Here is a 25,232-nt window from a genome sequence, read left to right as displayed (position 1 = left end):
CATAAGGAACCCCGCCATGCGCAAGTCCTCGCTCCTCCGCACCTGCGCGGCGCTCGCCGCCGTCACCTCGCTCGCCCTGGCCGCCACCGCCTGCGGCGGCACCACCAAGAACGACGTCAAGGACGAGGGCGGCTCGGGCGCCGCCGCCGGCAAGGCCGACCCCAACGCGGCCACCAAGAAGGGCCTGACCGTCGGCTTCCTGCCCAAGCAGGTCAACAACCCGTACTTCACCTCCGCCGACAAGGGCGGCGAGGCGGCACTGAAGGAACTGGGCTCCAGCTACAAGGAGGTCGGCCCGAGCAGTGCCACCGACACCAGCGGGCAGGTGAGTTACGTCAACACGCTCACCCAGCAGCAGGTCGACGCGATCGCCGTCTCCGCGCAGGACCCGGGCGCCCTGTGCACCGCGCTCAAGCAGGCCATGACCAACAAGATCAAGGTCGTCACCTACGACTCCGACACCAAGACCGACTGCCGCAACGCCTTCGTCTCGCAGGCCAGCGCCGAGGACCTGGGCCGCACCGAGGTGCAGCTGCTCGCCGAACAGATCGGCTACAAGGGCGAGATCGCGATCCTGTCCGCCGCGCAGACCGCGACGAACCAGAACACCTGGATCGACTTCATGAAGGACGAGCTGAAGGACCCCAAGTACAAGAACGTCAAGCTGGTGAAGGTCGCGTACGGCAACGACGACGCCCAGCAGTCCTTCCAGCAGACCCAGGGCCTGCTCCAGGAGCACCCGAACCTCAAGGGGATCATCTCCCCGACCACCGTCGGCATCAAGGCCGCCGCCCAGTACCTCTCCGGCTCCAAGTACAAGGGCAAGGTCAAGCTGACCGGCCTCGGCACCCCGAACGACATGCGCAAGTACGTCAAGAACGGCACCGTCGACGCCTTCGAGCTGTGGGACCCGGCGCAGCTCGGCGAACTGGCCGCGCGCACGGCGGTGGCGCTGTCCTCGGGGCAGATCACCGGCAAGGAGGGCGAGACCTTCAAAGCCGGTGACATGGGCTCCTTCACCATCGGCAAGGACGGCGTGATCAACCTGGGCAAGCCGACCGTCTTCAACGCGAAGAACATCGACCAGTTCAACTTCTAGACGTTCAACGTGTAGGACCCGGAGGGTCATTGATGCAGCGCGTGTGCTTTCTGCTGAAGGTCCGTGCGGACCGCCTCGACGAGTACCGCGAGCGGCACGCCGCCGTGTGGCCCGAGATGCTTCAAGCACTCTCGGCCACCGGCTGGCACAACTACTCGCTCTTCCTGCGAGAAGACGGCCTGCTGGTCGGCTACTTGGAGACCGAGGACTTCGCGGCCGCGCAGGCCGGCATGGAGGCCACCGACATCAACGCCCGCTGGCAGGCGGAGATGGCGCCGTTCTTCGAGTCCCTGGACGGCGCCAGACCCGACGAGGCCATGAAGCCCCTCACCGAAGTCTTCCACCTAGCCTGACCAGGAGCCCCGCACGATGAGACGACGCACACTGCTCGCGACGGCACTGCTGGGCGCGGTGGCAGGCCCCGGTCTGGGAGCCGGTACGGCGCGGGCGGCCGACCCCGGCCCGTCCGTCACGCTGACCGGCACCACCCAACTCGACGCCCAGGCCCTGTTCTTCGTGTCCTACGACGGCCTGGTCAACAACAACTCGTTCCAGAAGAACGGGCTGTTGACCTACAAGGGCTATCAGTACGCGGCCTGGTACACCACCGACCGCAGCGCGGTCGTCGCCCGCCGGGCGCTCGGCGCGACGAGCTGGTCGACGGTCACCCTCGCCCACACGCTCAAGAGCTCCGACTCGCACAACGTCATCTCCATGGGCGTGTCCAGGACCGACGGCCGGCTGCACCTCAACATGGACTCGCACAGCGACGGCTTCTTCTACGTGAAGTCGGTCGCCGGACTCCTCGACAACGCGCCCGCCTGGACCTCCGCGGTCTTCGGCTCCGTCCAGACGTCCCTCGACGGACTGGCGCTCACGACGCAGTTCACCTACCCGCAGTTCCTCTCGACGCCGGAGGGCAAGCTCCAGCTCAGCTATCGCGTCGGCATCTCCGGCAACGGCCGCAACGCCCTCGCGGAGTACGACGGTTCGTCCTGGACGGCTCTCGGGGAGTGGTCCAGCTCGACCGGGACGTACACCAGCTCGCACGGCTCCAGTACCGCCCGCAACATGTACCTGCACGGCATCGACTACGACGTCAACGGCCGGCTGCACTCCTTCTTCACCTGGCGCGAACAGTCCGCCGCCGTCATGTGCAACAGCGGCGGCATCACCAACCACGACACCGGCTACGTCTACTCCACCGATCGCGGCCGCACCTGGCGCAACGACGCGGGCACCCTCGTCGGCACCACCGGAGGCTCCGACACCGTCGCGGTCACCGACAACGGACTGGTCATCGACTCCCTCAACCCCGACCACTCGCTGATGAACCAGGAGAGCCAGGCCACCGACTCCACCGGCCTGCCGCACGCGATCATCAGCTATGTGCCCGGCCGCTTCGGCCAGTGCACGACCAACTACGTCACCGACCGGACGGCCAACGGCCGCGCCTTCCACGTCCGCAAGAACTCCTCGGGCACCTGGACCAAGACCGAGATCCCGATCGCCCTGAACTCCAGCCAGCGCACCAAGCTGGTCCTCGACAAGTACGACAACGCCTACGCGATCATGCCGTTCGGCCGGATCGCCGGCGCCTCGAAGTCCTCCGGGTACACCGACTGGACGCTCCTTTACGACGGAAGCGGCCTCAATGCCTTCGGTGAGGTCGTGATCGATGAGATGCGTGTGTCGCAGGATGGGACCCTGTCGTTCCTGTACCAGGAGAAGTCCAGCGGTACGACGCCCTCGGCGCTCCACGTCGTCGACTTCCGGCTGCCCGCATGACCACCGGTTTCGGCGCGCACGCGAGTAATGTGAGGGCCTGCCCGCCGCTTCTACTCCCCTCGGAGGTTCCTGCCTGATGGCCCAGTCGGTGGGTATCAAGGACGTCGCCCGTGCCGCCGGAGTCTCCGTCGGCACGGTCTCGAACGTGATCAACCGCCCCGACACGGTTGCCTCCGAGACCCGGGCGCGTGTGCTGTCCGCCATAGACCGGCTCGGCTACGTCCGCAGCGAATCCGCGCGCCAGCTGCGGGCCGGGCGCAGCCGGATCATGGGCCTGCTCGTGCTCGACATGGGCAACCCGTTCTTCGTGGACGTGGCGCGCGGCGCCGAGCGCGCCGCCCGGGACGCCGGGCTCGGCGTGATGGTCTGCAACAGCGCGCAGAGCGCGAGCGAGGAGGCCGACTACCTGTCGCTCTTCGCCGAGCAGCGGGTGCGCGGGGTGCTGCTGACGCCCACCGACGCGAGCGGGCGCAACATCGAGGCGTTCCGCCGCAACGGCATCCCCTTCGTGCTCGTCGACCGGGTCGCCGAGGGCACCACCGAGTGTTCGGTCTCGGTCGACGACGTGGCGGGCGGCGCCCTGGCCGTACGGCATCTCCTGGACGCCGGTCACCGTTCCATCGCGTACGTCAGCGGACCGCCCGGCCTGAACCAGGTCAGGGACCGCCGCACCGGCGCCCTCCACGCCCTGGCCGAGGCCGGACTCAGCCCGGAGTGCCTGCGCGAGCTGCCCACCGAGCGCCTCGATGTGGCCGCGGGCCGCGACGCCGGCGCCCGGCTCCTCGGCCTCGCCGACCGCCCGACCGCCGTCTTCTGCGCCAACGACCTGCTGGCGCTCGGCGTCCTGCAGGCCATGTACGCGGCCGGGGTCGGCGTGCCGGACGACCTCGCGATCGTCGGCTACGACGACATCGAGTTCGCCGCCGCGGCGGCCGTCCCGCTCACCTCCGTACGCCAGCCCGCCGTGACCATGGGCGCCCTCGCCGCCGAGCTCCTGCTGGAGGAGACCGAGGCGGAGACCGCGCCCATACCGCACGAGCACAAGCGGGTCGTGCTCCAGCCGGAGCTGGTGGTACGCCGTTCCAGTCTGTCGGCGCGCTGAGCCACTGTTCAGTTGCCGTCGGCCGGGGTGCTGAGCCGTTGTTCAGTACGATTTCTTGATCCCCGGGCTCCGTCGCCCGCGGAACATGTGCTCAACTGGGACGCAGCCTGGAATCCGTACGTCTCGGGAGCCCTGTTGACCGTCAGCTACCGCCAGCCCGGTGTCGTCCTCACCGACCACCGCTTCACCGTGCCCCTCGACCACGACGACCCGGCGGGGGAGAGCATCGAGCTGTTCGCCCGCGAGGTCGTCGCGAGCGACAGGGCCGACAAAGCACAGCAGGACCTGCCGTGGCTGGTCTACCTCCAGGGCGGCCCCGGCTTCGGCGCCAACCGTTTCGTCGGCAAGCAGGCCTGGCTCGGCCGCGCCCTGAAGGAGTTCCGGGTACTGCTCCTCGACCAGCGCGGCACCGGCCACTCCACCCCCGCCAACCGGCAGACCCTCCCGCTGCGCGGCGGCCCCCGCGAACAGGCCGACTACCTCACGCACTTCCGCGCCGACTCCATCGTCCGCGACTGCGAGGCCATCCGCCCCCAGCTGACCGGCGGCGCCCCCTGGACCGCACTCGGCCAGAGCTTCGGCGGCTTCTGCACGGTGAACTACCTGTCCACCGCGCCGGAGGGGCTCAGCGCCGCCGTGATCACCGGGGGGCTGCCCTCCCTCGACGCGCACGCGGACGAGGTCTACCGGGCCGCGTACCCGCGCATCGAGCGCAAGGTCGCCGCACACTACGCGCGTTACCCGCAGGACGTCGAGCGGGCCCGCCAGATCGCGGAGTACCTCCTCCAGCACGAGCCGGTCCTGAACGGCGGCTACCGGCTGACCGTCGAGGCCTTCCAGTCGCTCGGCATCCTCCTCGGCGGCAGCGAGGGCAGCCACCGCCTGCACTACCTCCTGGAGGAGGCCTTCGTCCGCACTCCGCAGGGCGTGGCACTCGCCGACGCCTTCCAGGAGGACGTCCAAAGCCTGCTCTCGTACGCGGGCCACCCGCTGTACGCCCTCGTCCATGAGGCGATCTACGGCCAGGACGACCGCCCCACCGCGTGGTCCGCGGAGCGGGTGCGCGCCGACTTCCCGCAGTTCGACGCGGCCAAGGCGCTCGCGGACGACGGACCGCTGCTGTTCACCGGCGAGTCCGTGCACCCCTGGATGTTCGACGCCGACCCGGCACTGCGCCCCCTGCGCGAGACCGCCGAGGAACTGGCCTCGCGCACCGGCTGGCAGCCGCTGTACGACCCCGCCCGCCTCGCCGCCAACGAGGTGCCGGTCGCCGCGGCGGTCTACCACGACGACATGTACGTCGACACCGAGCACTCCCTGCGCACGGCACGCGCCGTCCGGGGCCTGCGCACCTGGGTGACGGACGAGTTCGAGCACGACGGCGTGCGGGCCGGCGGGCCGCGCGTCCTGGACCGGCTGCTGGCGCTGACGCGCGACGAGGTCTGACAGGTCCGAAACCGCGCCGTCCGGCCCCGCCACCGGGTTCCGCCGGACGGCGCAGCCGCGTCCACGGGTGATCGTGCCCGCCGCGCGGGAACTCGGAGTGCCGCAGTTCGACACGACGGTGGTCGAGATCCACAACTCCCTGGTCGTGTAGCGGCGTTCCTCGGACTCTTCAGTCGACAGGCCGCGTCTCCTAGGATTCTGACGGAGTGTCAGAATTTTTGGGGGTGCGGATGATCGACATCACGCGTACGGACATCCCGGAGGGCGAGTCGCGACTGCGCCTCGACATCGAGGACGGCATCGGCGTCCTTACCCTCTGCCGCCCGGCGAAGCTCAACGCGTGGAGCTGGGAGTCCACGCGACAACTCGGCCTGTTCGCCGACCGGATCCGCTTCGACCAGTCGATCCGGGTGGTCCTGCTGCGGGCCGAGGGACGGGCCTTCTGTGCAGGGATCGACGTCACGGCGCCGGGCGGCACGATCACCGGACGGTCCGGCGCCGAGCGCGCCCGCCACTACTACGAAGGCATCCGCTGGGCGCATGAGCGGTTCGCGGCCTTCGCGCGGCTGCCGCAACCGGTCGTCGCGGCCGTGCACGGCTACTGCCTGGGCTTCGGATTCGAGCTGGCGCTGATGGCGGACGTCAGGATCGCCGCCGCCGACACGGTGTTCGCACTGCCGGAGGCGCAGCTGGGCGTCGCGGTCGACGCCGGCGGTGATCTGCGGATCGCGCGCGAGGCGGGCGCGGGATGGGCGAAGCTGCTCGCGCTGACGGGACGCCGACTGGACGCGATCACCGCCGAGCGCCTTCACCTGGTCCAACTCGTCGTCACTCGGGAGGAGTTGGACAAGTCCGCCCGTGCCGTCGCCGCCGAGATCGCGGCCAACGCGCCCCTCGCCGTGCAGGGCATCAAACACGACATCGACGCGTACGCGGACGCCGGGCTCGCCGCGGCCCTCGACCGCACCGCCATGTCGGCGGCGCTCACCCTGACCTCGGACGACTCGCGCGAGGGATACGGGGCGAAGGGCGCACGCCGCGTGCCTCGCTTCCAGGGCATGTGACGGGCATGTTTTGATCGGTCACTGTTCTGCACCACGGAGATGGGGGACCGATGCACGACAGCGAACTCCTCGCGGACCGGTTCGAGGCGCACCGCGGCCACTTGAGAGCGGTGGCCTACCGCATGCTCGGCTCGCTCAGCGAGGCGGACGACGCCGTCCAGGAGGCCTGGCTGAAGCTCAGCCGCACGGACGCCGACGAGGTGAGGAACCTCGGGGGCTGGCTGACCACCGTGGTCGGCCGGGTGTGCCTGGACATGCTGCGCTCCCGCGCCTCGCGCCGCGAGGAGCCCATGGACACCTACGTCCCGGACCCGCTCATCAGCCCCTTGGAACGGATCGACCCCGAACAGGAGGTGCTGCTCGCCGACTCGGTCGGGCTGGCCCTCCTCGTGGTCCTGGAGACGCTGGAGCCCGCCGAGCGGCTCGCCTTCGTCCTGCACGACATGTTCGCGGTGCCCTTCGACGACATCGCGCCCATCGTGGGCCGCTCCTCCGCCGCGACCCGCCAGCTCGCCAGCCGGGCCCGCCGCCGGGTGCAGGGTGCCGCTCCGGAGCCCGAGCCCGACCTCACCCGGCAGAAGAAGGTCCTCGACGCCTTCCTCGCGGCCTCGCGCGGCGGAGACTTCGAGGCCCTCGTGGCGGTCCTGGACCCGGACGTCGTGCTGCGCGCCGACGCGGGCCCGCTCGTCGGCGGGGCGGCCGCGTCCAAGGTGGTCCGTGGCGCGGCGGCCGTGGCTCAACAGGCGCTCACGTTCGCGCGGTTCGCGGCGACCTCGCGGCTCGTGCTCATCAATGGCGAGGTGGGCGTCGTCGCGATGCTCGACGGGCAGCCGATGTCGGTCATGGGCGTCACCGTCGTCGACGGGAGGATCGTCGCCCTGCACATCCTGGCCGACCCCGAGCGGCTCGCACGGCTCGACCTCGCCGAGCTCGGCGACTGACGGTCAGCCGGTGAAGGGCCCCCGCCCCAGCTGGTCCCGCACCGGCACGACCGGCGGGCTGACGAGCCCCCTGCGCTGCCAGTTCGCGCCGTCCACCACCAGCGTGTGGCCGGTGATGAAACGGGCGTAGGGGGACGCGAGGAAGGTGGCGGCCCAGCCGAGTTCACGTGGCGCGCCGACCCGGAGGGCGGGCTGACGCGCGTCGTGCGCGTCGGCCCGGTCCGGGCTGCCGGGGAGGTCGTGCGCCGGGGCCCGGTCGAGGTTGCCGCGGATGTCGTCGGTCATGTCCTCGTGCGGCATCAGCCCGGGCACCAGACCGTTGACCTGGATGCCGTACGGCCCCCACTCCACGGCCAGTGTCCGGACCAGGGTGCGTACGCCCGCCTTGGCCGCCGCGCTGTGCGCGAAACCGGGGCCGCCCGTCCAGGCGTACGAGGCGCCGACGTCGATGATCGAACCGGGTGTGCCCGCGGCCAGATGGCGGCGGCCGAACTCACGCGTCACCAGAAACGTCCCCGTCAGCGTGATGTCGACGACCGCCCGCCAGGCGTTCGGGGACATGTCCTCCGCGGGCACGGGAAAGTTGGCGGCCGCGTTGTTGACCAGCACGTCGGGCAGACCACAGGTGTCGAACACCTCGGCGATGCGCTCGGCATCCCGGATGTCGCACACGGCCGTCGTCACCCGCGTGCCCAACCTCGCCAACTCCTCCCGCGCGGACCGCAGATGCTCCTCCCGGCGACTGATGAGCACCAGATCGGCACCCAGCCGCGCGAACTCCGCCGCGATCGCCTTGCCGAGTCCGGTGCCGCCGCCGGTGACCAGGACCAGCGAGCCGTCGTACGTCCCGGGCGGCAGCGCGCTCGCGCCGGGCGGGGGAGGAGCGGGGAGACCGGGGAGGGGGGTGTCGTCCATGGCCGTCTCGATACCCGGTGTGCCCGCAAACCGCCAGAGGCACCCGGACATCGGCGGGCATCCGCCTTCACTGCCCTTCACTTGACGACGATGCCCAGGCACACCTCCTGAGCACCGAGGACGAGACGGAGCGGGATCGTGCTGTAGGAGTGCTGCGGCGGCACGGTGATGTCGGGGTGCAGGTCCACGTGGCGCCAGGGGGCAGGGCGGGGGCGGGAACCACGGGGGTCGCGAAGGCGGCGTAGGCGCTGTCGATCGTGGTGGTGGCGGTGGCCGCGGCGGAAACGTTGGTCACGATCAGCTGAGCCCGCGTACGGCGGCGCCGGACCGGGCTCTCCTGCCGGCATCGGAATCGTCGTCCACGACGGCCGGGTGACGCTCTCCCTTCCCGGCATCGACGACGACACAGTGATCACACGGCTCGTCACCCGGTGATCAGGCGGCGGCCAGCGCCGGGCCGGTCGTACGCAGCGGCGTCACGGCCCGGCCGTCCGGCAGGAGTTCACCGGTGTCGTCGAAGGCGATGGTGCCGTTGCACAGCAGATACCAGCCCTGTTCCGGGTGGGCGGACACGATCACAGCGGCGTGGTGGTCCGGGCTGTCGCTGGTGGGGCACGGAGGCCAGTGGGTGCACATGATGTCTCCCCTGCGTCTGTGGCGTTTCCCTCTGTTCCGTCTGTAATAGCGGAGCTTGTTATCGGTTGGATTAGGGACTCCTCCCATGCCGAAAACTCACCGGTGAGGCTGCCGGCGAGGGAGACGAAGGCGTCGTGGAGTTCGGGCCGGAGACGCGGACGGCCGACCGGCGGGAGGCCGGTGCCGGCTCCCCACGCTGAGCTGGCTGGGTTGCGCCTGTCGTCGCAGTCATCGTGAGATTCTCCTGCCACGGATCGGTCCGAGGGTCGCCAAGCGCTCGGACATGAGGCGCCATCGCCCTCACCTTTGATCCTGACTCCACAAGTACCGCCTCGCACCCGGGCCGTGGGTGATGTGGTCACCTGCCAGGGGCGGATTCTCGAGAAGCTCTGAGAGGTTCCCGAGGACAGATCCGGAAAGGCGCAGGAAGATGGAATGGGGATGTGCCGAGTACGTCGTCGTCGAGTTCTCGGGCAGTCGCTTCCGCGTGGCCATGAAACAGCGGCACAGCCGACCGCGTAACCACCCGTCGCTGCGCCCGGGCGCCGTCCCCGCTGCACCGTAAGCGGGTTTGAGCGACGAGTTCAGCAGTCTGAAACGTCTGGGAAAGGTACCGGCCGGGTGTTGACCACCGAGGGGTTCGCCATTCAGAACGACCTCTTTCGGGACGGCGGCGACCCACGGCCCAGGGGCCGTCTGCAGGCCCCGGGCACGTCCACGACAGTCCCACGGCTGCCCGCGCAGGCTGTCGGGGCACCGATCAAGCGTTGCTCAAGTGGATCGCCACCCCGATCCCCACCTGGAGACAACCATGGGCAAAGTTCTCGGTGACGTGCTGGGTCTTGCGGCCGGCGTCGCGATCAGCCCGCTCCCGATCATCGCGATCATCCTCATACTCGCCACGCCTCGGGGACGTCTCAACGGACTCCTCTTCACCGTCGGCTGGATCCTGGGACTCTCGGCACTGGGCGCAGTGATGCTGGCGATCGCTTCCCCCGCAGGTGCCTCCGCCCACAATCACCCGGCCACCTGGGTGGGAGCTCTCAAGCTCGCCCTGGGCGTGTTCCTCGTTCTCTTCGGCGCCCGGCTGTGGCACCGGCGCCCGGCGGATCCCTCGCAAGCCCAGCTGCCGAAGTGGATGGGCGCGATCGACCACCTCACGCCGGTCAAGGTCTTCGGACTCGGAATGGCCTTGGCCGCGCTCAACGCCAAGAACGCCCCGCTGACCATCGCCGCGGGCGCCGCGATTGGCTCAGCCGGACTGCCGGTCGGGCAGCAGATCGCATCGCTGGCGATCTTCGTCCTGATCGCCACCCTCGGCCTGCTGGCCCCACTGGGAGTTTTCCTGCTCGGGGGAGAGCGAGCCAAAACCACGCTCGGCAATTGGAAAGACTGGGCAGCCCAGCACAATGTCGCCGTGATGGCCGTCCTGTTCTTCGTTCTCGGGTTGAAACTGCTAGGAGACGGTATCTCCATCCTCACCTCCTGACAGGCTTACTCGCGTCGCCGTGTGGTTCGATCACACGACCGCCTTGGGCGAGTGAGCCCCAGGACGGGACGGGTAGGGGCGTCGGGGGCGAAAACCCACCCTGCGGACCAACTCTTTAATGGTCCAGACCATGACACAGGACCAGTTCAGGCACCCCTTCCCGGCTCAGTAGGCTGCGTTCATGCAAGAAGACAGCGGAACAGCCCAGGGCCGGCTCCTCGAACTGCGGGCCGACTGCGGGCAGTGCTTCGGGCTGTGCTGCGCCGCGCTGCCCTTCGCCCGGTCGGCGGACTTCGCGATCGACAAGGACGCGGGGAAGCCGTGCCCGAACCTGGAGACGGACTTCCGGTGCGGTATCCACACGCAGCTGCGCCAGAAGGGCTTCACGGGGTGCACGGTGTACGACTGCTTCGGCGCCGGGCAGAAGGTCTCGCAGGTCACCTTCGGAGGAGAGGACTGGCGCTCGGGGTCACGGGCCCAGGCGCGGCAGATGTTCGACGTGTTCCCGGTCGTACGCCAGCTCCACGAACTGCTCTGGTATCTCAATGAGGCACTGACGCTCCCCGCAGCCCGCCCGGTGCACGTCGACCTCCGTCGAGCGCTCGACACGACGGAGCGGCTCACCCGCCGAACACCGGAAGAACTGGGAGAGCTGGACGTGGGCGCGCACCGGCAGGACGTCAACGCGCTGCTGCTGCGGACCAGCGAACTCGTGCGAGCGGGAGCCGGTCGCGGACGCAAGGGCCGCCCCAAGGACCGCCGGGGCGCAGATCTGATGGGCGCCCGCCTCAAGGGAGCCGACCTGCGGGGCGCCAACCTGCGCGGCGCCTATCTCATCGCCGCCGACCTGACCGGCGCGGATCTGCGCGGCGCCGACCTGATCGGTGCCGACCTGCGCGACACCGACCTCACGGACGCCGATCTGACCGGCGCGTTCTTCCTGACCCAGCCCCAGCTGAACGCGGCCCGGGGCAGCGCCGGCACCAAGCTGCCGGAGTCAGTCACCCGCCCGGGCCACTGGACGGCTCAGCGCTGAGGACTCCTGCGAAGCGGCGGGGGCGCGGCCTTCGAGATGGAGCCGCAGCCCTTCCGGCATCAGCGTCAGCCGCTCGGTCACGCGCAGCCGGTAGTCCGGGTCGGCCCGCAGTTCGTAGCGGCGCAGCAGCAGCCCGAGGACCAGCGTCGCCTCGTGCAGCGCGAACTGGCGGCCGATACAGGCCCGCGCCCCGGTGCCGAACGGCTTGAAGGTGTGCGCGGGCCGGGACCGTACCGCCTTCGGGTCGAAGCGATCCGGGTCGAACTTCTCCGCGTCGGAGCCCCACACGTCCGGATCCCGGTGCAGCAACGTGGTCAGGACCAGCGCCCACGCACCCTGCCGCATCGGATGGGCGCCGCCCAGCACCGTGTCCTGCCGGGCCTCGCGCGCGAACCCGGGCGCCGTCGGCCACAGGCGCAGCGACTCGTCCAGGACCCGGCGCACATACCGCAGCTTGGCGACCTGGTCGTAGCCGGGCCGCACCGTGTCGCCCCAGACGCGGTCCACCTCGGCCCGGGCGCGGGCGGCGACGTCCGGGTGCCGGGAGAGGTAGTACAGGGCGAAGGAGAGCGCGCCCGAGGTGGTCTCGTGGCCCGCGATCAGGAAGGTGATGACCTGGCGGCGGATGTTCTCCGGTGTCAGCCGCTCCCCGGTCTCCGGATGCGCGGTCTCCAGCATGCGGTCGAGCAGGTCACCGTCCCCGCTTGAGGATTTGCGGGCCGCCACCACCGAGTCGACCGTGCGATTGAGATACGCCATGTCCGCCTCGTTGCGGCGGGAGGCGCCGCGCAGCAGCAGCGGTGCCAGGGGCGTGGGCACGACATTGAGGCGCTGCGCGTACGTCAGTGTGCCCACCATCGCGTTCACGAACGGGTGCGGGCGGGCGCGCTCGAAGGAGCCGAAGTCATGGCCGAAGCCGGTCCGGGCGATCGTCTCCAGGGTCAGCTTCGTCATGTCGCCGGGCACGTCGACGGCACGCCCCGCCGTCCGCTCCCGGTCCCAGCGGTCCATCAGCCGCTCGGTCACCGCCAGCATCATCGGGTGGTAGCCCTCCATGGCCTCACGGCTGAAGCCCGGCGCCAGCACGTCGTGCGCCAGCTGCCAGTTGGGCTCGTGGTTGTACGCCGTGAACAGGCCGTCCCCGGCCACCGGCCGCAGATTGGCGACCCCGAGGCCGACATGCTTCGCGAACCGAGACTCGTCCGCCAGCTCCGCCGCGAGGTCCGCGCCCCAGACGAAGACGACCTCTTTGCCGAAGGCCTTGCGCCGGAAGATCGGCCCGAGCTGCCGCCCGAAACGCATCGAATCCTGCACCGGCGAACGGACGTTTGCGCTCAGTACGTCGCCGATCAGCGGGATCCGGCGCGGCGGATGCGCAATGCGGTGCAGCTCCGGCCAGCCCTGCTCCGCGCTGCGGAATCCCTTGGGCAGCGCGCCCGCTGTCGTCTCCGCCATGACGCCATCTCCCTTGTGCCTCTGTGGCAGTCTGAGTCTGTTGTACGTGGGTTCAATAGCGGATTTCAGTGTGGTCCCGTTGTTGAACCCACGTCAAGTAAAGTGCGGACATGGCCGGGAACCAGGGGGAGCGGGCAGCACGTACACGCCGTCGGCTCAGCACCGAGGAGCGCCGGGAGCAGCTCCTCTCGGTGGGGGCGTGTCTGTTCTCGGAGAGTCCGTACGACGATGTGTGGATCGAGCAGGTCGCCGAGATCGCGGGAGTCTCGCGCGGACTGCTCTACCACTACTTCCCGACGAAACGGGACTTCTTCGCGGCCGTCGTCGAGCGCGAGAGCAAGCGGATGCTGCGGATGACGGCGGCCGTGCCCGGAGTTCCGGTGCGCGAACAGCTCGGCGCCGGGCTCGACACCTTCCTCGCCTACGTCGAGGCGCACGCGCACGGCTTCCGTGCCTTCCACCGCGCCGACGCGGCGGGTGACCAGGCCGTACGCAAGGTCTACCGGCAGGCGCTGGCCGCACAGGAGCGGCAGATTCTCGAGGTGCTCGCCGCGGACCCCGAGCTCGGCTGGGCGCCCGAGGACCGCCCCGAACTCCGGATCGCCGTACGCGGGTGGCTGGCGTTCACCACGGCCGTCTGTCTGGAGTGGCTCCGGGGGGCGGAGCTGACCCGGGAGCAGGTGCGCGATCTGTGCGCGCGGGCGCTGCTGGGTGCGATCACACCCTGAAAAGGGTGCTCACAGGTTGGCGGGGCGTGGTTGGCGTACATCCGGATCTTCGATAGGTTAGGCAAGCCTTACCTAAGGAGGTTTCTGATGGGTGACCGTCACACCTGGACGGCCGCGCCTGCCGCGGCGGAGCATGCCCGCTCGATGCTCGACGCGGCATGGTCCTGCGCGGTGACCGCGGAGGGCGGCCGGGAGGAGTTCGTCGGCGCACACACCGTGGCCGCGGACGGCCGGGTGCTCCTGCATGTGTCGGAGGACAGCGCGCTGCTCGCGGCCGCGATCTGCGCGCCGCGCGGAGAGCCGTCCGCCGTCCTCGAATTCGCCGATGTCGCGCCCGTTCCGGTACGCAACCGGATCCGCGCCCGGCTGTGGCTCGCCGGCTGGTTCGTCCCCGAGGACGGGCACTTGTCGTTCCGTCCGACGCGCGCGGTGCTGCGCCGGCCGTCCGGCACGGTCGTGGTCGACCTCGACGAGTTCGCCGACGCCCGGCCCGACCCGCTGGCGACGGCCGAGGCCAAGCTGCTGACCCACCTCGCCGACGCTCATCCGGACGCGGTCGAACGGCTCACCCGCCTCGTCGAACCGGACAGCCTGCACGGCGCGGTGCGCGTCCAGCCGCTCGCCGTCGACCGGCATGGACTCACGCTGCGCATCGAGCGAGCGCGCGGCAACGGTGACGTACGCCTGCCCTTCCACGCACCCGCCGACGACGTCTCGCAGCTCACGGAACGCATGCACGTCCTGCTGACCCAGGCGAGCTCCGCCTCCTGCCCCCGCGCGCTACAGCGGCAGCGCACAGACGGCGATCGGTGAGGCGAACGGCTCACCCGCGAGCCGGAGTTCGCCGCTCCTGGCGTCGACGTGGAAGACACTGACCGTGCTCGACCGCTGGTTCGCCGCGAACAGCAGTTTCCCGTCCGGCGAGAAGGTGATGTGACGCGGGAAGTCGCCACCCACCGGCACGGTGTCCAGGAGCTTCAGGCGGGCGCCGTCCGCCTCGACCGCGTAGCGCGTGAGGCTGTTGTGGCCGCGGTTGGCGAGATAGGCGTACGACCCGTTCGACGTGACCAGGATCTGCGCCGGGTAACTCGTGCCCTCGCCGGTCCCTGTGGACTGCGGATCGTCCGGTGTGAGCCGTCCGGTGGCCGGATCGTAGGCGCAGACCGCGACCGTGTTGTCGACCTCGTTGGCGAGGTAGGCGTACCGGCCGCCGGGGTGGAAGGTGAGATGGCGCGGGCCCGCGCCCGGCCGTGTATGCGCCTGGGAGACCTCGGTGAGCGTGCCCTTGGACGGGTTCAGCCGGTAGGTGTAGACGGTGTCGGTGCCCAGGTCGACGGCGAGGACATGGCCGCCGTCGGGGCTGGTGATGAACTGGTGGGCGTGCGGGCCCTCTTGGCCCGGACCCGGCGCCGGACTGGAGTGTGTGACCAGGTCGGTACGCTCACCGAGCGCGCCGGAGGCGTCGATGGGGTGCACGGCCACGCTGCCGGAGGTGTAGTTGGCGCTCAGCAGCCAGCGGCCGCTCGGGTGCACGGACAGATGGCAGGGGCCCGCGCCGCCGGTGCCGCGCGTGCCGAGCACCTCGTTCTTCGGGAGTCGTACGGCCGTCACCCCGCCGTTCTCCCGCTCATTGACGGCGTACAGCGTGCGGCCGTTCGGATGCAGCGCGAGATACGACGGATCGCCGACGCCGGTGATGGTCCCGGTGCCGGTGATACGGCCCGTCGCGGGGTCGTAGGTGGCGCGGCCGATCCCTGTACCGCCGCCTTCGGCCGAGGTGTAGGTGCCGAGGAACAGTGGGCGGGGGGCCGGTGACGGAGATCCTGCCGTCGGCGTCGGCGTCGGCGTCGGTGTCGGAGTGGTCGGTGCGGCGTCCGCCGGTGCGGGGTCCGTCATGGGTGCGGCCGGCGCCGGAACCGTCGCCACCGTGGCGGCGCTCGCCAGCGCGCCGACGAAACGGCGCCTGGTCCAGCCGTTGCCCGAGCCTCGCGCCGGTTCTGCACCACTGCTCATGCCTGCACCTCGGGTGTCGGTTGCCTCAGTCGTGACAGCCACCTTGGCGTGCGACACCCGGGAAGTGCAAGAACGGCAACGAGTGTTGCGCAGGATGCAACGATCGTTGGTCGATTACCAGTCGCCGTCCTCGACCGGCTTGCCCGGCGCGTCCCCGAGCGGCTTCACCTGGTGGGGCGAGGGCTGCTGCCAGGGCTCGTGGTCGTCGCCGAGCCAGTCGCCGACCGGCTGCACCGAACCCAGCGTGTCCGTGGGGGCCAGGTCTGTGGCGTCCTGGTCGTAGTAGTCGAACCAGGGGAGCCCGGCCCGTGTGTAGGCCGCGCGGTCCACGGGTGACGGCGGCGGCGCCTCGCCGGTGATGCGGCGCCACTCCGGAGGCGTCACCAGATGCACGAACACCCGCCCGGCGGGCTCCTTGGCCCAGGACCGGAGCGGCCGGTCGTCCCGGTAGACCTCCTGGCGCATCGAACCGCCGACACCGAGGCCCATCGCGGAGGCCTTCCGCGCGCCGCCCTCGGGAGCGCCCCCGGCGACCGGGGCGGCGCCCGGTGCTGCTGGTGCGGCCATGGGGGGCGCGGCGCCGTAGCCACCGGCCGAGAGGGTCATCTCCGTGCGTGCCTGCGCCCTGCGGCGCTCCTCCTCGCGCCACGCGGCCAGCTCCGCGGCGCCCAGCCGGAACGACTGCAGCTGTACGCCGCCCCACACCTCCTCGCCGGTGACCTGGCCCTCGACGGTGGCGCCCAGGCCCAGGGGCACCGCCACGAACTGGCGGACCGTCCCCTTCCCGGAGTTGATGCCGTCGAGCCACGGCTGGCGCGGCAGCACCACGTAGTTCTGCGGGTCCCGGGTCAGCCGGGAGCTCCACGGCTTGCCCGAGACCGCGCACACCTTGCCCACGCCGACCTGCAGGGCGGCCGGTTCCGACGTCCCCGCGAAACTCAGCCACATGGCCTCGCGCAGATATACCGGCAGCATCACACCGCCGCGGGCCCGCCATTCGGCGGGCACCGTGTCCGCGTGATCCTCGACGCGACGTATCGGGAACTCGCCAAGTCCCGGGGGCAGCGCGTGCGTGCCCGTCTCGGGCAGCCGCAGCGTCCGTATGAACCGCACCCGCACCCCGCCCGGCAGCCTGAGCGTGTTCCCGTCGATCCGTACGGTGTCCTCGGACATTCGCCCGCTCCCCTCGTCGCCGTAACGCCTTCTCACGTAGAACGACGAGAAGCGGCGGGGCGGTTCCTCCTCCGGCGCAGCCGTCGCGGAAGGCGCAGATGCCGCCGCAGGCGGGTGAGGTGCGGCCGGCGCTCGCGCTCTTCGCGTGTGCAGCGGTCCAGCTCCTCCAGGAGCCGTCGGGTGCGGTGCTCCGTGTCGAGCTCGTCGATGATGCGGTTGACCTCCGTCAGGACGGCGCCGTGCAGCTCCCACTGGCGGGCGTCCCGCTGGATGTCCTCGAGGAACAGCTGGGCCAGCTTGTCGCGGGTGGCAGTCGCCGTGGTGAGTTCCGCGGCGAGCCGCGCCTCCGCCGACGCGGCGCTGCGGCTCACATCGGTGGTCACCAGCACGGCGAAGCTGACGATGGCGTCGGCGACCTCGGACAGCAGCTGCTCCAGGGCGGCCCCGGCCTGCGGCTCGAACAGCGGATGGGGCTCACGCACCTTGGCGAGGTCGGTGAGGCTGCGCGCGAGCACCCGCAGGACCACGGTGCAGATCTCCAGCGTGTCGAGGCCGGTGCGCAGCACGACCCGGTGCAGCAGACCCTCGCGCACCCGGGGGTTGAGCTTCAGGCTGTCCTCGGCCTGCCGCAGCGCCGCGTCCACCTGGACGATGTCGTGGTCGAGGCGGCGCGCCTCGTGCAGCCGTTCGGCCGCCAGCTGGTAGGGAGTGCGGCCCGCGGCCTCCTCGCCGATGCGCAGCATCAACTGCCGCATCCGGCGGGCCAGATCCTCGATGGACTGACCGGCTTCGCTCACCCACACCGGAGGCGGGAACACGAGGTTGGCGCCGAGCCCCACGACGGCCCCGATCAGCGTTTCCACCACCCGCGCCCACGCCGTGTCGCCGACCCTGGTGACGCCGAGGACCAGCATGGCGCTGATCGCCACCTCGGGCACGAACTCGTCGACCCGTACGAAATGCCCGACCACCAGCGAGGCCAGGATGATCAAGGCCAGGCTCCACCAGGTCAGCCCCACCAGGCTGCTGAAGCCGATGGCGATGACGACGCCGGTCACCACCGAGTTCACGCGCCGGATGCTGGTGGTGATCGTGGCGTACAGGGTGACCTGCACGACCAGCAGCGCGGTGAGGGGCGCGGTGAGCGGCGCGGGCTCGGGGCTGAGGTGCAGGGCGACGACGTACGCGATCGTCGCGGCAGCCGTCGACCTGAAGGTCTGGACGGCCACCGGCTCACGGTGTCGCTTCACGAGCTGGGCGACCGATGTCGCCCACTCCTCACGTACCTCTCGCATCCTTGGGCTTTTCCCGTTCCACAGGTGTACCGAACGTATTGATTGAGGACCGTGGCTGTCCGCAAGTGACCCTAGGTTGTTCTCAACAGCCGGAAGGCAACAGGAGGGGACCAGGGATGAGCAAGGTCGAGGGCATCGAGCTGCTGACGCGGGCACACACCTATCTGCGCGAGGTGGTCGCCGCAGTGCCGGAGGGGGCGTGGGCATCGCCGACGCCGTGCAGTGAGTGGACGGTACGCCAGGTCCTCAACCACGCGCGACTCGATCAGCAGGCGTACGGTGCCGCGATCACCGGCGTCGGCCGGCCCGAGTCCGACGCCTTCCAGCCCGCCGACGCGCTCGACGCCGACGCGCAGGGGGCCCTGGAGAAGGTGCTGCGCGAGGTGACGGACGCCTACGCGCAGCTGCCCGCCGACGCCGCGGAGGTGGCCACCCCGCTCGGCCCGCTGCCGCTGCGTCTCGCCGCCGCCGCGGGCGCCATGGACGCGGCCGTGCACGCGTGGGACATCGCCGTCGCGACGGGCCAGGACGCGCCGCTGGAGGAGGAGCTGGCCGAGGGGATCTGGGCCGCGGCGGAGCGGCTGGCCGATCATCTGCGGGATTCGTTCGGGGTGTTCGCCGCCGCGCGCGAGGTCCCGGAGGGCTACGGCCGGGCCGAGACGCTGCTCGCCTACCTCGGCCGGGACCCGCGCTGGACGCCCGCCGCGTCCTGACGCAGGCACGGGGAGTCGGGGGAAAACCACAGCGCCGCCCGCGTGGATTTCCCCCGCTTGGGTCTGAGGCCTGCCGGATGGTCCGTGGGAGCCCGGCACGGGAGCCTGGATCATGAAATGGCACCGATCCGGATATGCCCCTTGGAGGCCGTGCTCGCCCACGGAGTGATCGGCGTCGACATGAACGCCGACCACCTCGCCGCCTGGCGTCTGGACGCCCACGGCAACCCGACCGGTGTCCCGCGCCGTTTCTTCTACGACCTGTCCGGCACCCGGGAGCACCGTGACGCCCAGGTCCGCCACGCCCTCACCCGCCTGCTGCACTGGGCCAGAGCTTGTGGTGTGCGCGCCATCGCGGTGGAGGACCTGGACTTCGCCGCGGAGAAGACCCGCGAGAAGCACGGCCGCAAGAAGCGGTTCCGCCGGCTGATCTCCGGCATGCCCACCGGCCGCCTGCGCGCCCGGCTGGCCTCGATGGCCGACCAGACGGGTATCGCGGTCATCGCGGTGGACCCGGCCTACACCAGCCGCTGGGGCGCCCAGCACTGGCAGAAACCCCTCACCACCACAACCCGCAAGACCACCCGCCACGATGCTGCTGCCGTGGCGATCGGACGCCCCGCCCAGGGACACTCGATCCGGCGACGGACGGCACCGCCCCCTGCTCACCGGAGTGATGAGCAGGGGCATCGGACCGTCCAGGCCGGTCGGCGTGTGCCTGGGCGTGAGGGAACCCGCCCCCGCATTCCCGGACCACGGACACGATCCGTCCGGCCCGGACGCGGAGCGAACGCGGGTAACCAGAAGGCCCAATACTGTTCGGGGCGTTCGGCTGAGCATGAGTCCTGGCAACAGGACTCACTCCCGCTCAGTCTCCAGGAACGGTTTGCTGTGGTCGGCGACCGCTGCGGCGAGTTGCTGTTGCTGCGGCTCGGACAGCGGGTTTCCGTTGACGCTGTTCACCAAGTCCTTGGCCACGTGGCGCAGTTTGGTGTTGGTGCGCTGGGAGACCGTGACCAGGACGTTCCAGGCGTCCTCGGCGCTCAGGGCGAAGGTGGCCATCAGGACGCCGCGGGCCAGGTCGATGACGGGACGGGTCTGCATGGCCTGTCGCAGTTGGAGGAGTTCGATGCGCAGGTCTTGATCGGCATCGTCGTACAGCGCGTCCTCCCTCGTCCAGGCGAACAGGGGGCGGGTGTGAGTGAGGTCGAGCAGCCTCTCGACCGAGGCGCCGGCGGTGCGGATGGCGATGGTCTTGGCGTCCTCCAGGGCGCGCCGACGCATGCGCAGCAGGACGTTGAGCCCGGAGCAGTCGCAGAATTCGACGCCGCTCAGGTCGAGATCCACGCCGCTGACGGAACCGACGAGGGTGTAGCGCAGGGCGTGCTGCAGCATCTGGTCGGTGTCGATGTCGAGATCGCCGGACACCACCATGAGCACACGGTCGTCAGCCGGGTACGTCTCTATGCGCAGCCACGGCTGCGGAGGCGCAATCGCTGAGGTGTCCGCCGCGCCGGCGATCTCCTCCCCGCTCCCGAGGGAAAGCAGTTGTTCTGACATGGCAGCAGCTCCCGAGAACATCCACCTGTCTTGGCCTCTTCCAGGTTCAGCCCCCGGAACGTCACCCGTCAAGAGATACATGAAATCTATTTCGCCCTTTTGTTTACGTGAATGTCACGCCATACCCTGGGTCCATGGGTGGAGTACCGGAGACACACACAGGCTGGACGTTCCTCACCAACCACGCGCGCGTCCTGGCGGCGATCGCCGAGGATCCCAACACCCGCATCCGGGACATGGCGGCGCGGTGTCGGCTCACCGAGCGGGCCGTCCAGAAGATCATTTCCGATCTGGAGCAGGAGGGCTATCTCTCCCACACCCGGCAGGGACGCTCCAACATCTACCGCATCGAACCGGGGACCATCCTTCGGCACCCGGCCGATGCCGGTCTGAGCGTGACGGACCTGCTCTCCGTCCTCGCCCGGCATGACGCGCAACGCGGCAACCAGCCCCAGCAGTTGCAGACGACACCTCCCCAGGCGCGCCGGGCCGCAGCCGATCGGTGAAGCCCGCGGGCGTTCACGAGAGCGTGCCGAGAAGTCCATCGAGGACCGCTTCCTACCGCTGGGCGCCGGTGGTCCGCGGAGCGAGCAGCGCTTTGATCTGGAACCCCATGAGGGTGGCGAGCAGCGTGCCGATGCCGCGTTCGTCCGGTGTCGTCGTGGGGACCTGGCCGGCCGCGTGGGCCTGCCGCAGGTAGGCGTGCATCCGCTCGCGCCACTGGTCCACGGCCTGGAAGGCGATGACCACGCGGGCCTCGATGAGCCTTGGCCAAGTCCGCGGCCGAGTCCGGAGCCAAGTCCGCCGCCAAGCCCGTGGTCAGCCGAGCATCCCGGCCGTGCCCGCGATCATCAGCAGGCCGCCGACCTCGCCGAGAAGCGGGCTGTGGCCGAGCGGTGCGGGCGCCGCGCCAGACCCGGCTGAGCAGCATGGTCCCGGCTCTGGCGACGGCCCGGCACGAGGAAGAAAAAGAGGCAGCAGCCGGGGACCGCCACCGTGCGCGTGGAGCCCCTGGGGCGATGCCGTCGCCGCCGTCAGTACGGCCATCACGGCGAGATCGACGCTGCGGGCAGCACATCCGGCGAGGACTCTCCACGCGCAGGCCGCGCCGAGGGCGGCGAAGCCCAGCAGCAGCTCCCGTCCGACCGCTCCCGGGCCCGTCGCCGTCATAGCGGCGAGCGTGACCGCGTGCGGGCCCACCGCCGGACGGGACCGGGCAGGTGACCGGCCAGGCACAGGACCGCGCCCGCCAGACCGAACACACCCCGATCCCGGTGGACCGGTACCTCCAGCCGAAGGCCGAGCCGGAGATCGCGTTCGTGCTCGGCAAGCCGCTGGCCGGGCCCGGAGTGACCGCCGCCGAGGCCGCTTCCGCCGTCGAGTACGTGCTTCCGGCTCTGGAGATCATCGACTCACGCATCGAGGACTGGCGGATCACGCTGGCCGACACGGTCGCGGACAACGCGTCGTGCGGCGGCGGCGTCCTGGGCAGCCGACCCACCCGGCTCGCGGACGCCGAACGCGGGCTGACCCCACGGCCGGCGCCACCGTCGAAGGCGCCGACCACGTGACCGGGCGGTGCGGGACCGACTCCCGTGTCCCGCATCGCCCTTCGGGCCCTGATACCCCGTCACTCACCGGCACGCAGGGTATGGGCGCGGACGAGAACGTACTCAGGAAGCCACCGGAAGTCAGGCGTACACCTTCTCCAGGAAAGCGGACAGGCGGCCCACCGTCCGGGCGATCTGCTCCTGCACCGTGAGGCTCTCCTCGAAGCGGCCTCCGGGTTCGGGGGCCTTCTTGCCGCGCACGTACAGGGAGCAGGCGAGGTCGGCGCACATGTAGACGCCGACCGAGTTGCCCTCGCGGCCGGCCGCGCCCGCCTTGCGGGCCGTCATCAGCGAGACGCCGTTGCCCGGGTGGGTCGTCAGGCACAGCGAGCACATGCTGCGGTGCAGGAAGCCGCGTTGGGAGGAGGGGAAACGCAGGGTGACGCCCACGAGGGCGTCGGCCCGCTCGGTGACGAGATAGCTACGGTCCGGTGCGCCGGGATCTCGCCAGCCCAGGAAGTCCAGGTCGTCCCAGGGGCGTTCGTCGAGATCGCGGGGGATCGCGAGACGCTTCGCCTCCCCTTTGGAGCAGTTGATGAACGAGTTGCGGATGTCCTGCTCGGTGAGTGATCTCATGGGGGGAGTTCTCCTGGGGGATCGACGGGCAAAAACCTAGGGGTACTAGGTTTGGCCCTAAACTACATAGCCTCACGGGAGACATCCAATGCATTTCGGGAACGGTCGCACGGCGGGGAACGGACGGCCGACGGGGAACGGTCGGCCTACGGGAGGCAGTCGCACACCCCAGGAGCAGGCCCTCCGCCACGTCGCCGCCCGCTCCCGCGGCCCCGCGCTGGATCCGGCGCTGCGGGTGACCCTGAACTTCCACCCGGACCGGCTCGTACGCGAGCTCCCGATCCTGGAGGGGCTGGCCCAGGACGGCACGTACCGCTCGCAGTTCGTCACGGGCACGAGCAACGGCGGGCTGACCGCGCACCCCGGCGGCGACCGCTGGCGCTGGGAGAGCCGGATCTTCGGCGCGGCCTACGACACCGCGCCCGCGCACCAGCGCCCTGTGTACGGCGGGCTCAACTTCCGTCGCCAACTGGTGGGCGCGTCACCCCGCTTCGGCTCCTCGCACTTCCGGATGACCGGCGAGGCGCTGCGGCGCGCCACGTTCTGCTACCCCGACAGCGCGGCCGAGCCGTCCGCGTTCGGAGTGGCGTCCGGCATGTCCCTGATCGAGCTGGCCGAGGCGGACGACCAGGACGCGCTCAACGACTACATCGAGGCACAGGTGCACGGACAGGTCCTCCTGGCGCGGGACATGGAGGCGCTGGTCCTCGACCGGTCGTACCGCGGCACACCCGTCGAAGCCGCGGCCCTGCGGCTGCCGTGCCCGGTCGAGTGGCATCCCGGATACCGGCTCTCCGTGGCGGAGTTGCGCAACCACCCGGACTTCCGTGGCCCGGAGTTCGTCGAGCTCGGCGCCCGTATCGCCGAGGACGGGTATCTCGACCCACGGATCATCGGGGATGCGGCACGTACGGGCCGTTACGAGCCGCAGGACCTGAAGATGGTGTGGCACTGCATCGCGCGCTTCGGTGCCCCTCAGGGCGCGGGCACGGCCGTGGGCGGCCACACCCCGGGGGTCAGAACGCCCAGCGCGTAGGCGCGGGCGACCAGTTCCGTACGGGTGGCAGCCCCCCACCGCTCCGACAGCCGCAGCAGGTGGTAGGTGACGCCGTCCACGGTCAGGCCGGTCTCCCGGGCCGCCTGGGCGGTCGTCGCGCCCCCGGCGAGCAGCCGACCGCGGCGCACTGCTGGCCGCAGGCTCTCAACTCGCCTCCGCTCTCTGCTACTTCGGCTGCGACGCCCCGGACGCGGACTTCCTCCACGCCGACGAAGCGGCCGGGGCGGTCTCCCTGCGCCCGGCCTTCAGCGCGGCCCCCGTCGACGGCGTGGCCTTCGTCCAGCACCGGATCGCCGCCGAGGCGGACGAGGTCTGGGACCTGCTGACCGCCGGAGCCCGCGTCTACGTCTGCGGCGACGGCTCCCGTATGGCGCCCGGCGTCCGCGATGCCTTCCGCACGCTCCACGCGGACCGCACCCCGGGCGGTGACTCCGAGCAGTGGCTGAACGACCTGATCGCGGCAGGGCGTTACGTCGAGGACGTGTACGCGGCCGGATAAGGAGCACAAGCACGTGCAGGCTTGTGGGCCCAGCTGGCAGAGTGGGCCCACAAGCGACAGGGGGACTGCGGTGGACAGCTGGGAGCGGGCGCGGCGGGTTCTGGATGCTGCGGGGCTGCCCCCGGACGACCTCGTCGGCCGCCGCGCGTTGTCGGGCGGGACGTACAACACGGTCGAGGAACTACGACTCGCCGACGGCACGCGTTACGTACTGAAGATCCCGCCTCCGCCCACCGCTCCCGGCCTGCGGCATGAACGCGAACTCCTCGTCTCCGAGGTGGAGTTCTACCGGGCGGCCGCCACGGTCGGCGTGCCCGCGCCGCTGGTTGTCGGAGCCCGCGAGGACGGTCATCTCCTGATGACGCACTGTCCGGGAGCGCCATGGGGTGACCTGCGCCCCGGTGAACATGCCGCCCTGCGCATGGAGTTGGGCCGCTTGGTGGCACGCCTCCACCGTGTGACCGGCCCCGGCTTCGGCTACCCCTCCGGCGCCCTCGGCCCCCTCGCCCCCGACTGGCGCACCGCCTTCACCACCATGTACGACGCCGTCCTGGACGACGCCCGCCGCTACCGCGCCTGGCTGCCCCGCCCCGTGGACGAGGTGGCCCGCACCGCGAAGACCGCGTTCGACGCCCTCGACGAGGTCACCGTCCCCCGACTCGTCCACTTCGACCTGTGGCAGGGCAACATCCTCGTGGACCGCTCGGAAGCGGCACCCGAGCTCGGCCTCGCGGCGGCGCCGCCCCGGATCGGTGGCCTGCTCGACGGCGAGCGGATGTTCTGGGGCGATCCTCTGGCGGACTTCGTCTCGCTGGCCCTGCTCGGTGACATCAAGCGGGACGAGGATTTCCTGAAGGGCTATCAGGACGCAGGCGGCCGGGCCGGGTTCGACGCTCCGGCCCGACAGCGCCTCGCCCTCTACCGCAGCTACCTCTACCTGATCATGCTCGTCGAGACCGTGCCCCGGGGGGGGGGGGGGGGGGGGAAGGGCGGGGGGGGGGGGGGGGGGGGGGCGGGGGGGTGTGGGGATCTCTTGT

General features: G+C 70.6%; 25 protein-coding genes and 4 pseudogenes. 18 read left to right on the top strand and 11 right to left on the bottom strand.

Translation table 11 applies throughout. The features are described 5' to 3' along the window. The first annotated feature begins 16 nt into the window (after positions 1–16). From rhaS to sigJ, 7 genes are all read left to right on the top strand, one after another. Positions 17–1,099: a rhamnose ABC transporter substrate-binding protein gene (gene rhaS / locus ACZ4WS_RS00630; RefSeq protein ID WP_467975883.1), complete on the top strand. Its 1,083-nt coding sequence runs from the start codon at positions 17–19 to the stop codon at positions 1,097–1,099. Positions 1,100–1,131: 32 nt separating this feature from the next. Then, positions 1,132–1,452 carry an L-rhamnose mutarotase gene (locus ACZ4WS_RS00625; RefSeq protein ID WP_327433972.1) on the top strand — a complete coding sequence of 107 codons (321 nt, stop codon included), beginning with the start codon at positions 1,132–1,134 and terminating at the stop codon, positions 1,450–1,452. Positions 1,453–1,468: 16 nt separating this feature from the next. Further along, positions 1,469–2,887, top strand: a complete 1,419-nt coding sequence (locus ACZ4WS_RS00620) for a BNR repeat-containing protein (RefSeq protein WP_467975881.1) — start codon at positions 1,469–1,471, stop codon at positions 2,885–2,887. Between the two features lie 76 nt (positions 2,888–2,963). Beyond that, complete coding sequence (locus tag ACZ4WS_RS00615) at positions 2,964–3,989, top strand: LacI family DNA-binding transcriptional regulator (protein ID WP_467975880.1); 1,026 nt, start codon at positions 2,964–2,966, stop codon at positions 3,987–3,989. Between the two features lie 135 nt (positions 3,990–4,124). After that, positions 4,125–5,435 (top strand): alpha/beta fold hydrolase, encoded by a 1,311-nt coding sequence (locus ACZ4WS_RS00610; protein ID WP_467975878.1) that lies wholly within the window; start codon positions 4,125–4,127, stop codon positions 5,433–5,435. A 230-nt stretch (positions 5,436–5,665) separates the two neighbouring features. Continuing rightward, the gene (locus ACZ4WS_RS00605) at positions 5,666–6,499 is read left to right on the top strand and encodes an enoyl-CoA hydratase/isomerase family protein (RefSeq protein WP_467975877.1); all 834 of its coding nucleotides are present in this window, start codon (positions 5,666–5,668) and stop codon (positions 6,497–6,499) included. 50 nt (positions 6,500–6,549) lie between these two features. After that, positions 6,550–7,440 (top strand): RNA polymerase sigma factor SigJ, encoded by an 891-nt coding sequence (gene sigJ, locus ACZ4WS_RS00600; protein WP_467975876.1) that lies wholly within the window; start codon positions 6,550–6,552, stop codon positions 7,438–7,440. A gap of 3 nt (positions 7,441–7,443) precedes the next feature. On the opposite strand, the gene ACZ4WS_RS00595 is transcribed toward sigJ, so the two are convergent. Further along, positions 7,444–8,355: an SDR family oxidoreductase gene (locus ACZ4WS_RS00595; protein WP_467975875.1), complete on the bottom strand. Its 912-nt coding sequence runs from the start codon at positions 8,353–8,355 to the stop codon at positions 7,444–7,446. A gap of 435 nt (positions 8,356–8,790) precedes the next feature. Beyond that, positions 8,791–8,991 carry a DUF5999 family protein gene (locus ACZ4WS_RS00590; RefSeq protein WP_467975874.1) on the bottom strand — a complete coding sequence of 67 codons (201 nt, stop codon included), beginning with the start codon at positions 8,989–8,991 and terminating at the stop codon, positions 8,791–8,793. Between the two features lie 811 nt (positions 8,992–9,802). Between ACZ4WS_RS00590 and ACZ4WS_RS00585 the strand changes: the two genes are divergently transcribed. Both ACZ4WS_RS00585 and ACZ4WS_RS00580 read left to right on the top strand, forming a co-directional pair. Next, positions 9,803–10,480 carry a GAP family protein gene (locus ACZ4WS_RS00585; protein WP_467975873.1) on the top strand — a complete coding sequence of 226 codons (678 nt, stop codon included), beginning with the start codon at positions 9,803–9,805 and terminating at the stop codon, positions 10,478–10,480. Positions 10,481–10,661: 181 nt separating this feature from the next. Next, entirely contained in the window at positions 10,662–11,516 is an 855-nt protein-coding gene (locus ACZ4WS_RS00580; protein ID WP_467975872.1) for a pentapeptide repeat-containing protein, read from the top strand. On the opposite strand, the gene ACZ4WS_RS00575 is transcribed toward ACZ4WS_RS00580, so the two are convergent. After that, positions 11,478–12,971 (bottom strand): cytochrome P450, encoded by a 1,494-nt coding sequence (locus tag ACZ4WS_RS00575; protein ID WP_467975871.1) that lies wholly within the window; start codon positions 12,969–12,971, stop codon positions 11,478–11,480. The two genes, ACZ4WS_RS00580 and ACZ4WS_RS00575, sit on opposite strands and share 39 nt — an antisense overlap. A gap of 110 nt (positions 12,972–13,081) precedes the next feature. On the opposite strand from ACZ4WS_RS00575, the gene ACZ4WS_RS00570 reads away from it, so the two are divergent. Continuing rightward, positions 13,082–13,699, top strand: a complete 618-nt coding sequence (locus ACZ4WS_RS00570; RefSeq protein WP_467975870.1) for a TetR/AcrR family transcriptional regulator — start codon at positions 13,082–13,084, stop codon at positions 13,697–13,699. A gap of 87 nt (positions 13,700–13,786) precedes the next feature. After that, on the top strand, positions 13,787–14,512 hold the full coding sequence (locus tag ACZ4WS_RS00565; protein WP_467975869.1) for a DUF2470 domain-containing protein: 726 nt from the start codon (positions 13,787–13,789) through the stop codon (positions 14,510–14,512). Here the strand turns inward: ACZ4WS_RS00565 and ACZ4WS_RS00560 are convergent. The 3 genes from ACZ4WS_RS00560 to ACZ4WS_RS00550 all read right to left on the bottom strand — a co-directional run bounded on the left by ACZ4WS_RS00560 (position 14,480) and on the right by ACZ4WS_RS00550 (position 18,180). Further along, positions 14,480–15,712 carry a lactonase family protein gene (locus ACZ4WS_RS00560; RefSeq protein ID WP_467975868.1) on the bottom strand — a complete coding sequence of 411 codons (1,233 nt, stop codon included), beginning with the start codon at positions 15,710–15,712 and terminating at the stop codon, positions 14,480–14,482. The two genes, ACZ4WS_RS00565 and ACZ4WS_RS00560, sit on opposite strands and share 33 nt — an antisense overlap. Before the next feature lie 114 nt (positions 15,713–15,826). Continuing rightward, positions 15,827–16,885 carry a hypothetical protein gene (locus tag ACZ4WS_RS00555; RefSeq protein ID WP_467975867.1) on the bottom strand — a complete coding sequence of 353 codons (1,059 nt, stop codon included), beginning with the start codon at positions 16,883–16,885 and terminating at the stop codon, positions 15,827–15,829. Positions 16,886–16,917: 32 nt separating this feature from the next. After that, complete coding sequence (locus ACZ4WS_RS00550) at positions 16,918–18,180, bottom strand: FUSC family protein (protein WP_467975866.1); 1,263 nt, start codon at positions 18,178–18,180, stop codon at positions 16,918–16,920. Between the two features lie 116 nt (positions 18,181–18,296). On the opposite strand from ACZ4WS_RS00550, the gene ACZ4WS_RS00545 reads away from it, so the two are divergent. Both ACZ4WS_RS00545 and ACZ4WS_RS00540 read left to right on the top strand, forming a co-directional pair. Then, on the top strand, positions 18,297–18,893 hold the full coding sequence (locus ACZ4WS_RS00545; protein ID WP_467975865.1) for a TIGR03086 family metal-binding protein: 597 nt from the start codon (positions 18,297–18,299) through the stop codon (positions 18,891–18,893). Between the two features lie 132 nt (positions 18,894–19,025). Then, positions 19,026–19,769: pseudogene (locus ACZ4WS_RS00540) on the top strand (IS200/IS605 family accessory protein TnpB-related protein); the annotation flags it as partial. Here ACZ4WS_RS00540 and ACZ4WS_RS00535 read toward each other — a convergent pair. Beyond that, positions 19,752–20,453: an ANTAR domain-containing protein gene (locus ACZ4WS_RS00535; protein ID WP_467975863.1), complete on the bottom strand. Its 702-nt coding sequence runs from the start codon at positions 20,451–20,453 to the stop codon at positions 19,752–19,754. The pseudogene ACZ4WS_RS00540 and the gene ACZ4WS_RS00535 overlap by 18 nt on opposite strands. Positions 20,454–20,587: 134 nt before the next feature. Here ACZ4WS_RS00535 and ACZ4WS_RS00530 point away from each other — a divergent pair, with 134 nt between their 5' ends. Continuing rightward, positions 20,588–20,959: a helix-turn-helix transcriptional regulator gene (locus ACZ4WS_RS00530; RefSeq protein ID WP_467975861.1), complete on the top strand. Its 372-nt coding sequence runs from the start codon at positions 20,588–20,590 to the stop codon at positions 20,957–20,959. Between the two features lie 52 nt (positions 20,960–21,011). On the opposite strand, the gene ACZ4WS_RS00525 is transcribed toward ACZ4WS_RS00530, so the two are convergent. Next, positions 21,012–21,203 carry a hypothetical protein gene (locus tag ACZ4WS_RS00525; RefSeq protein ID WP_467975860.1) on the bottom strand — a complete coding sequence of 64 codons (192 nt, stop codon included), beginning with the start codon at positions 21,201–21,203 and terminating at the stop codon, positions 21,012–21,014. Between the two features lie 69 nt (positions 21,204–21,272). Beyond that, positions 21,273–21,623: a hypothetical protein gene (locus tag ACZ4WS_RS00520; RefSeq protein WP_467975859.1), complete on the bottom strand. Its 351-nt coding sequence runs from the start codon at positions 21,621–21,623 to the stop codon at positions 21,273–21,275. A 50-nt stretch (positions 21,624–21,673) separates the two neighbouring features. Here ACZ4WS_RS00520 and ACZ4WS_RS00515 point away from each other — a divergent pair, with 50 nt between their 5' ends. Beyond that, a complete protein-coding gene (locus ACZ4WS_RS00515) occupies positions 21,674–22,024 on the top strand; it encodes a 2-keto-4-pentenoate hydratase (protein WP_467975857.1) in 351 nt (116 codons plus the stop codon). Between the two features lie 120 nt (positions 22,025–22,144). On the opposite strand, the gene ACZ4WS_RS00510 is transcribed toward ACZ4WS_RS00515, so the two are convergent. Then, positions 22,145–22,639, bottom strand: coding sequence for an FBP domain-containing protein (locus tag ACZ4WS_RS00510; RefSeq protein WP_467975855.1), 495 nt, complete (start codon positions 22,637–22,639; stop codon positions 22,145–22,147). 88 nt (positions 22,640–22,727) lie between these two features. On the opposite strand from ACZ4WS_RS00510, the gene ACZ4WS_RS00505 reads away from it, so the two are divergent. Beyond that, positions 22,728–23,675, top strand: a complete 948-nt coding sequence (locus tag ACZ4WS_RS00505; RefSeq protein WP_467975853.1) for a DUF3626 domain-containing protein — start codon at positions 22,728–22,730, stop codon at positions 23,673–23,675. Here the strand turns inward: ACZ4WS_RS00505 and ACZ4WS_RS00500 are convergent. Beyond that, a pseudogene (locus ACZ4WS_RS00500) lies at positions 23,615–23,809 on the bottom strand (diguanylate cyclase); the annotation flags it as partial. The gene ACZ4WS_RS00505 and the pseudogene ACZ4WS_RS00500 sit on opposite strands and share 61 nt — an antisense overlap. Between ACZ4WS_RS00500 and ACZ4WS_RS00495 the strand changes: the two are divergent. After that, positions 23,809–24,195: pseudogene (locus tag ACZ4WS_RS00495) on the top strand (reductase); the annotation flags it as partial. The pseudogenes ACZ4WS_RS00500 and ACZ4WS_RS00495 overlap by 1 nt on opposite strands. Before the next feature lie 70 nt (positions 24,196–24,265). Beyond that, positions 24,266–25,171 (top strand): annotated as a pseudogene (locus tag ACZ4WS_RS00490) (phosphotransferase family protein); the annotation flags it as partial. Positions 25,172–25,232 lie beyond the last annotated feature (61 nt).

The sequence above is a fragment of the Streptomyces sp. NPDC029292 genome, assembly GCF_055569295.1.
The sequence above is the reverse complement of the archived record's forward strand: the minus strand, read 5'-3'. Positions and strand labels throughout refer to the sequence as shown.

What these genes read in the sequence shown, in the direction of transcription:
- rhaS (WP_467975883.1), top strand. Translation starts at nt 17, where the DNA reads ATGCGCAAGTCCTCGCTCCTCCGCACCTGCGCGGCGCTCGCCGCCGTC.
- ACZ4WS_RS00625 (WP_327433972.1), top strand. Translation starts at nt 1,132, where the DNA reads ATGCAGCGCGTGTGCTTTCTGCTGAAGGTCCGTGCGGACCGCCTCGAC.
- ACZ4WS_RS00620 (WP_467975881.1), top strand. Translation starts at nt 1,469, where the DNA reads ATGAGACGACGCACACTGCTCGCGACGGCACTGCTGGGCGCGGTGGCA.
- ACZ4WS_RS00615 (WP_467975880.1), top strand. Translation starts at nt 2,964, where the DNA reads ATGGCCCAGTCGGTGGGTATCAAGGACGTCGCCCGTGCCGCCGGAGTC.
- ACZ4WS_RS00605 (WP_467975877.1), top strand. Translation starts at nt 5,666, where the DNA reads ATGATCGACATCACGCGTACGGACATCCCGGAGGGCGAGTCGCGACTG.
- sigJ (WP_467975876.1), top strand. Translation starts at nt 6,550, where the DNA reads ATGCACGACAGCGAACTCCTCGCGGACCGGTTCGAGGCGCACCGCGGC.
- ACZ4WS_RS00595 (WP_467975875.1), bottom strand. Translation starts at nt 8,355, where the DNA reads ATGGACGACACCCCCCTCCCCGGTCTCCCCGCTCCTCCCCCGCCCGGC.
- ACZ4WS_RS00590 (WP_467975874.1), bottom strand. Translation starts at nt 8,991, where the DNA reads ATGTGCACCCACTGGCCTCCGTGCCCCACCAGCGACAGCCCGGACCAC.
- ACZ4WS_RS00585 (WP_467975873.1), top strand. Translation starts at nt 9,803, where the DNA reads ATGGGCAAAGTTCTCGGTGACGTGCTGGGTCTTGCGGCCGGCGTCGCG.
- ACZ4WS_RS00580 (WP_467975872.1), top strand. Translation starts at nt 10,662, where the DNA reads ATGCAAGAAGACAGCGGAACAGCCCAGGGCCGGCTCCTCGAACTGCGG.
- ACZ4WS_RS00575 (WP_467975871.1), bottom strand. Translation starts at nt 12,971, where the DNA reads ATGGCGGAGACGACAGCGGGCGCGCTGCCCAAGGGATTCCGCAGCGCG.
- ACZ4WS_RS00570 (WP_467975870.1), top strand. Translation starts at nt 13,082, where the DNA reads ATGGCCGGGAACCAGGGGGAGCGGGCAGCACGTACACGCCGTCGGCTC.
- ACZ4WS_RS00565 (WP_467975869.1), top strand. Translation starts at nt 13,787, where the DNA reads ATGGGTGACCGTCACACCTGGACGGCCGCGCCTGCCGCGGCGGAGCAT.
- ACZ4WS_RS00560 (WP_467975868.1), bottom strand. Translation starts at nt 15,712, where the DNA reads ATGAGCAGTGGTGCAGAACCGGCGCGAGGCTCGGGCAACGGCTGGACC.
- ACZ4WS_RS00555 (WP_467975867.1), bottom strand. Translation starts at nt 16,885, where the DNA reads ATGTCCGAGGACACCGTACGGATCGACGGGAACACGCTCAGGCTGCCG.
- ACZ4WS_RS00550 (WP_467975866.1), bottom strand. Translation starts at nt 18,180, where the DNA reads ATGCGAGAGGTACGTGAGGAGTGGGCGACATCGGTCGCCCAGCTCGTG.
- ACZ4WS_RS00545 (WP_467975865.1), top strand. Translation starts at nt 18,297, where the DNA reads ATGAGCAAGGTCGAGGGCATCGAGCTGCTGACGCGGGCACACACCTAT.
- ACZ4WS_RS00535 (WP_467975863.1), bottom strand. Translation starts at nt 20,453, where the DNA reads ATGTCAGAACAACTGCTTTCCCTCGGGAGCGGGGAGGAGATCGCCGGC.
- ACZ4WS_RS00530 (WP_467975861.1), top strand. Translation starts at nt 20,588, where the DNA reads ATGGGTGGAGTACCGGAGACACACACAGGCTGGACGTTCCTCACCAAC.
- ACZ4WS_RS00520 (WP_467975859.1), bottom strand. Translation starts at nt 21,623, where the DNA reads ATGACGGCGACGGGCCCGGGAGCGGTCGGACGGGAGCTGCTGCTGGGC.
- ACZ4WS_RS00510 (WP_467975855.1), bottom strand. Translation starts at nt 22,639, where the DNA reads ATGAGATCACTCACCGAGCAGGACATCCGCAACTCGTTCATCAACTGC.
- ACZ4WS_RS00505 (WP_467975853.1), top strand. Translation starts at nt 22,728, where the DNA reads ATGCATTTCGGGAACGGTCGCACGGCGGGGAACGGACGGCCGACGGGG.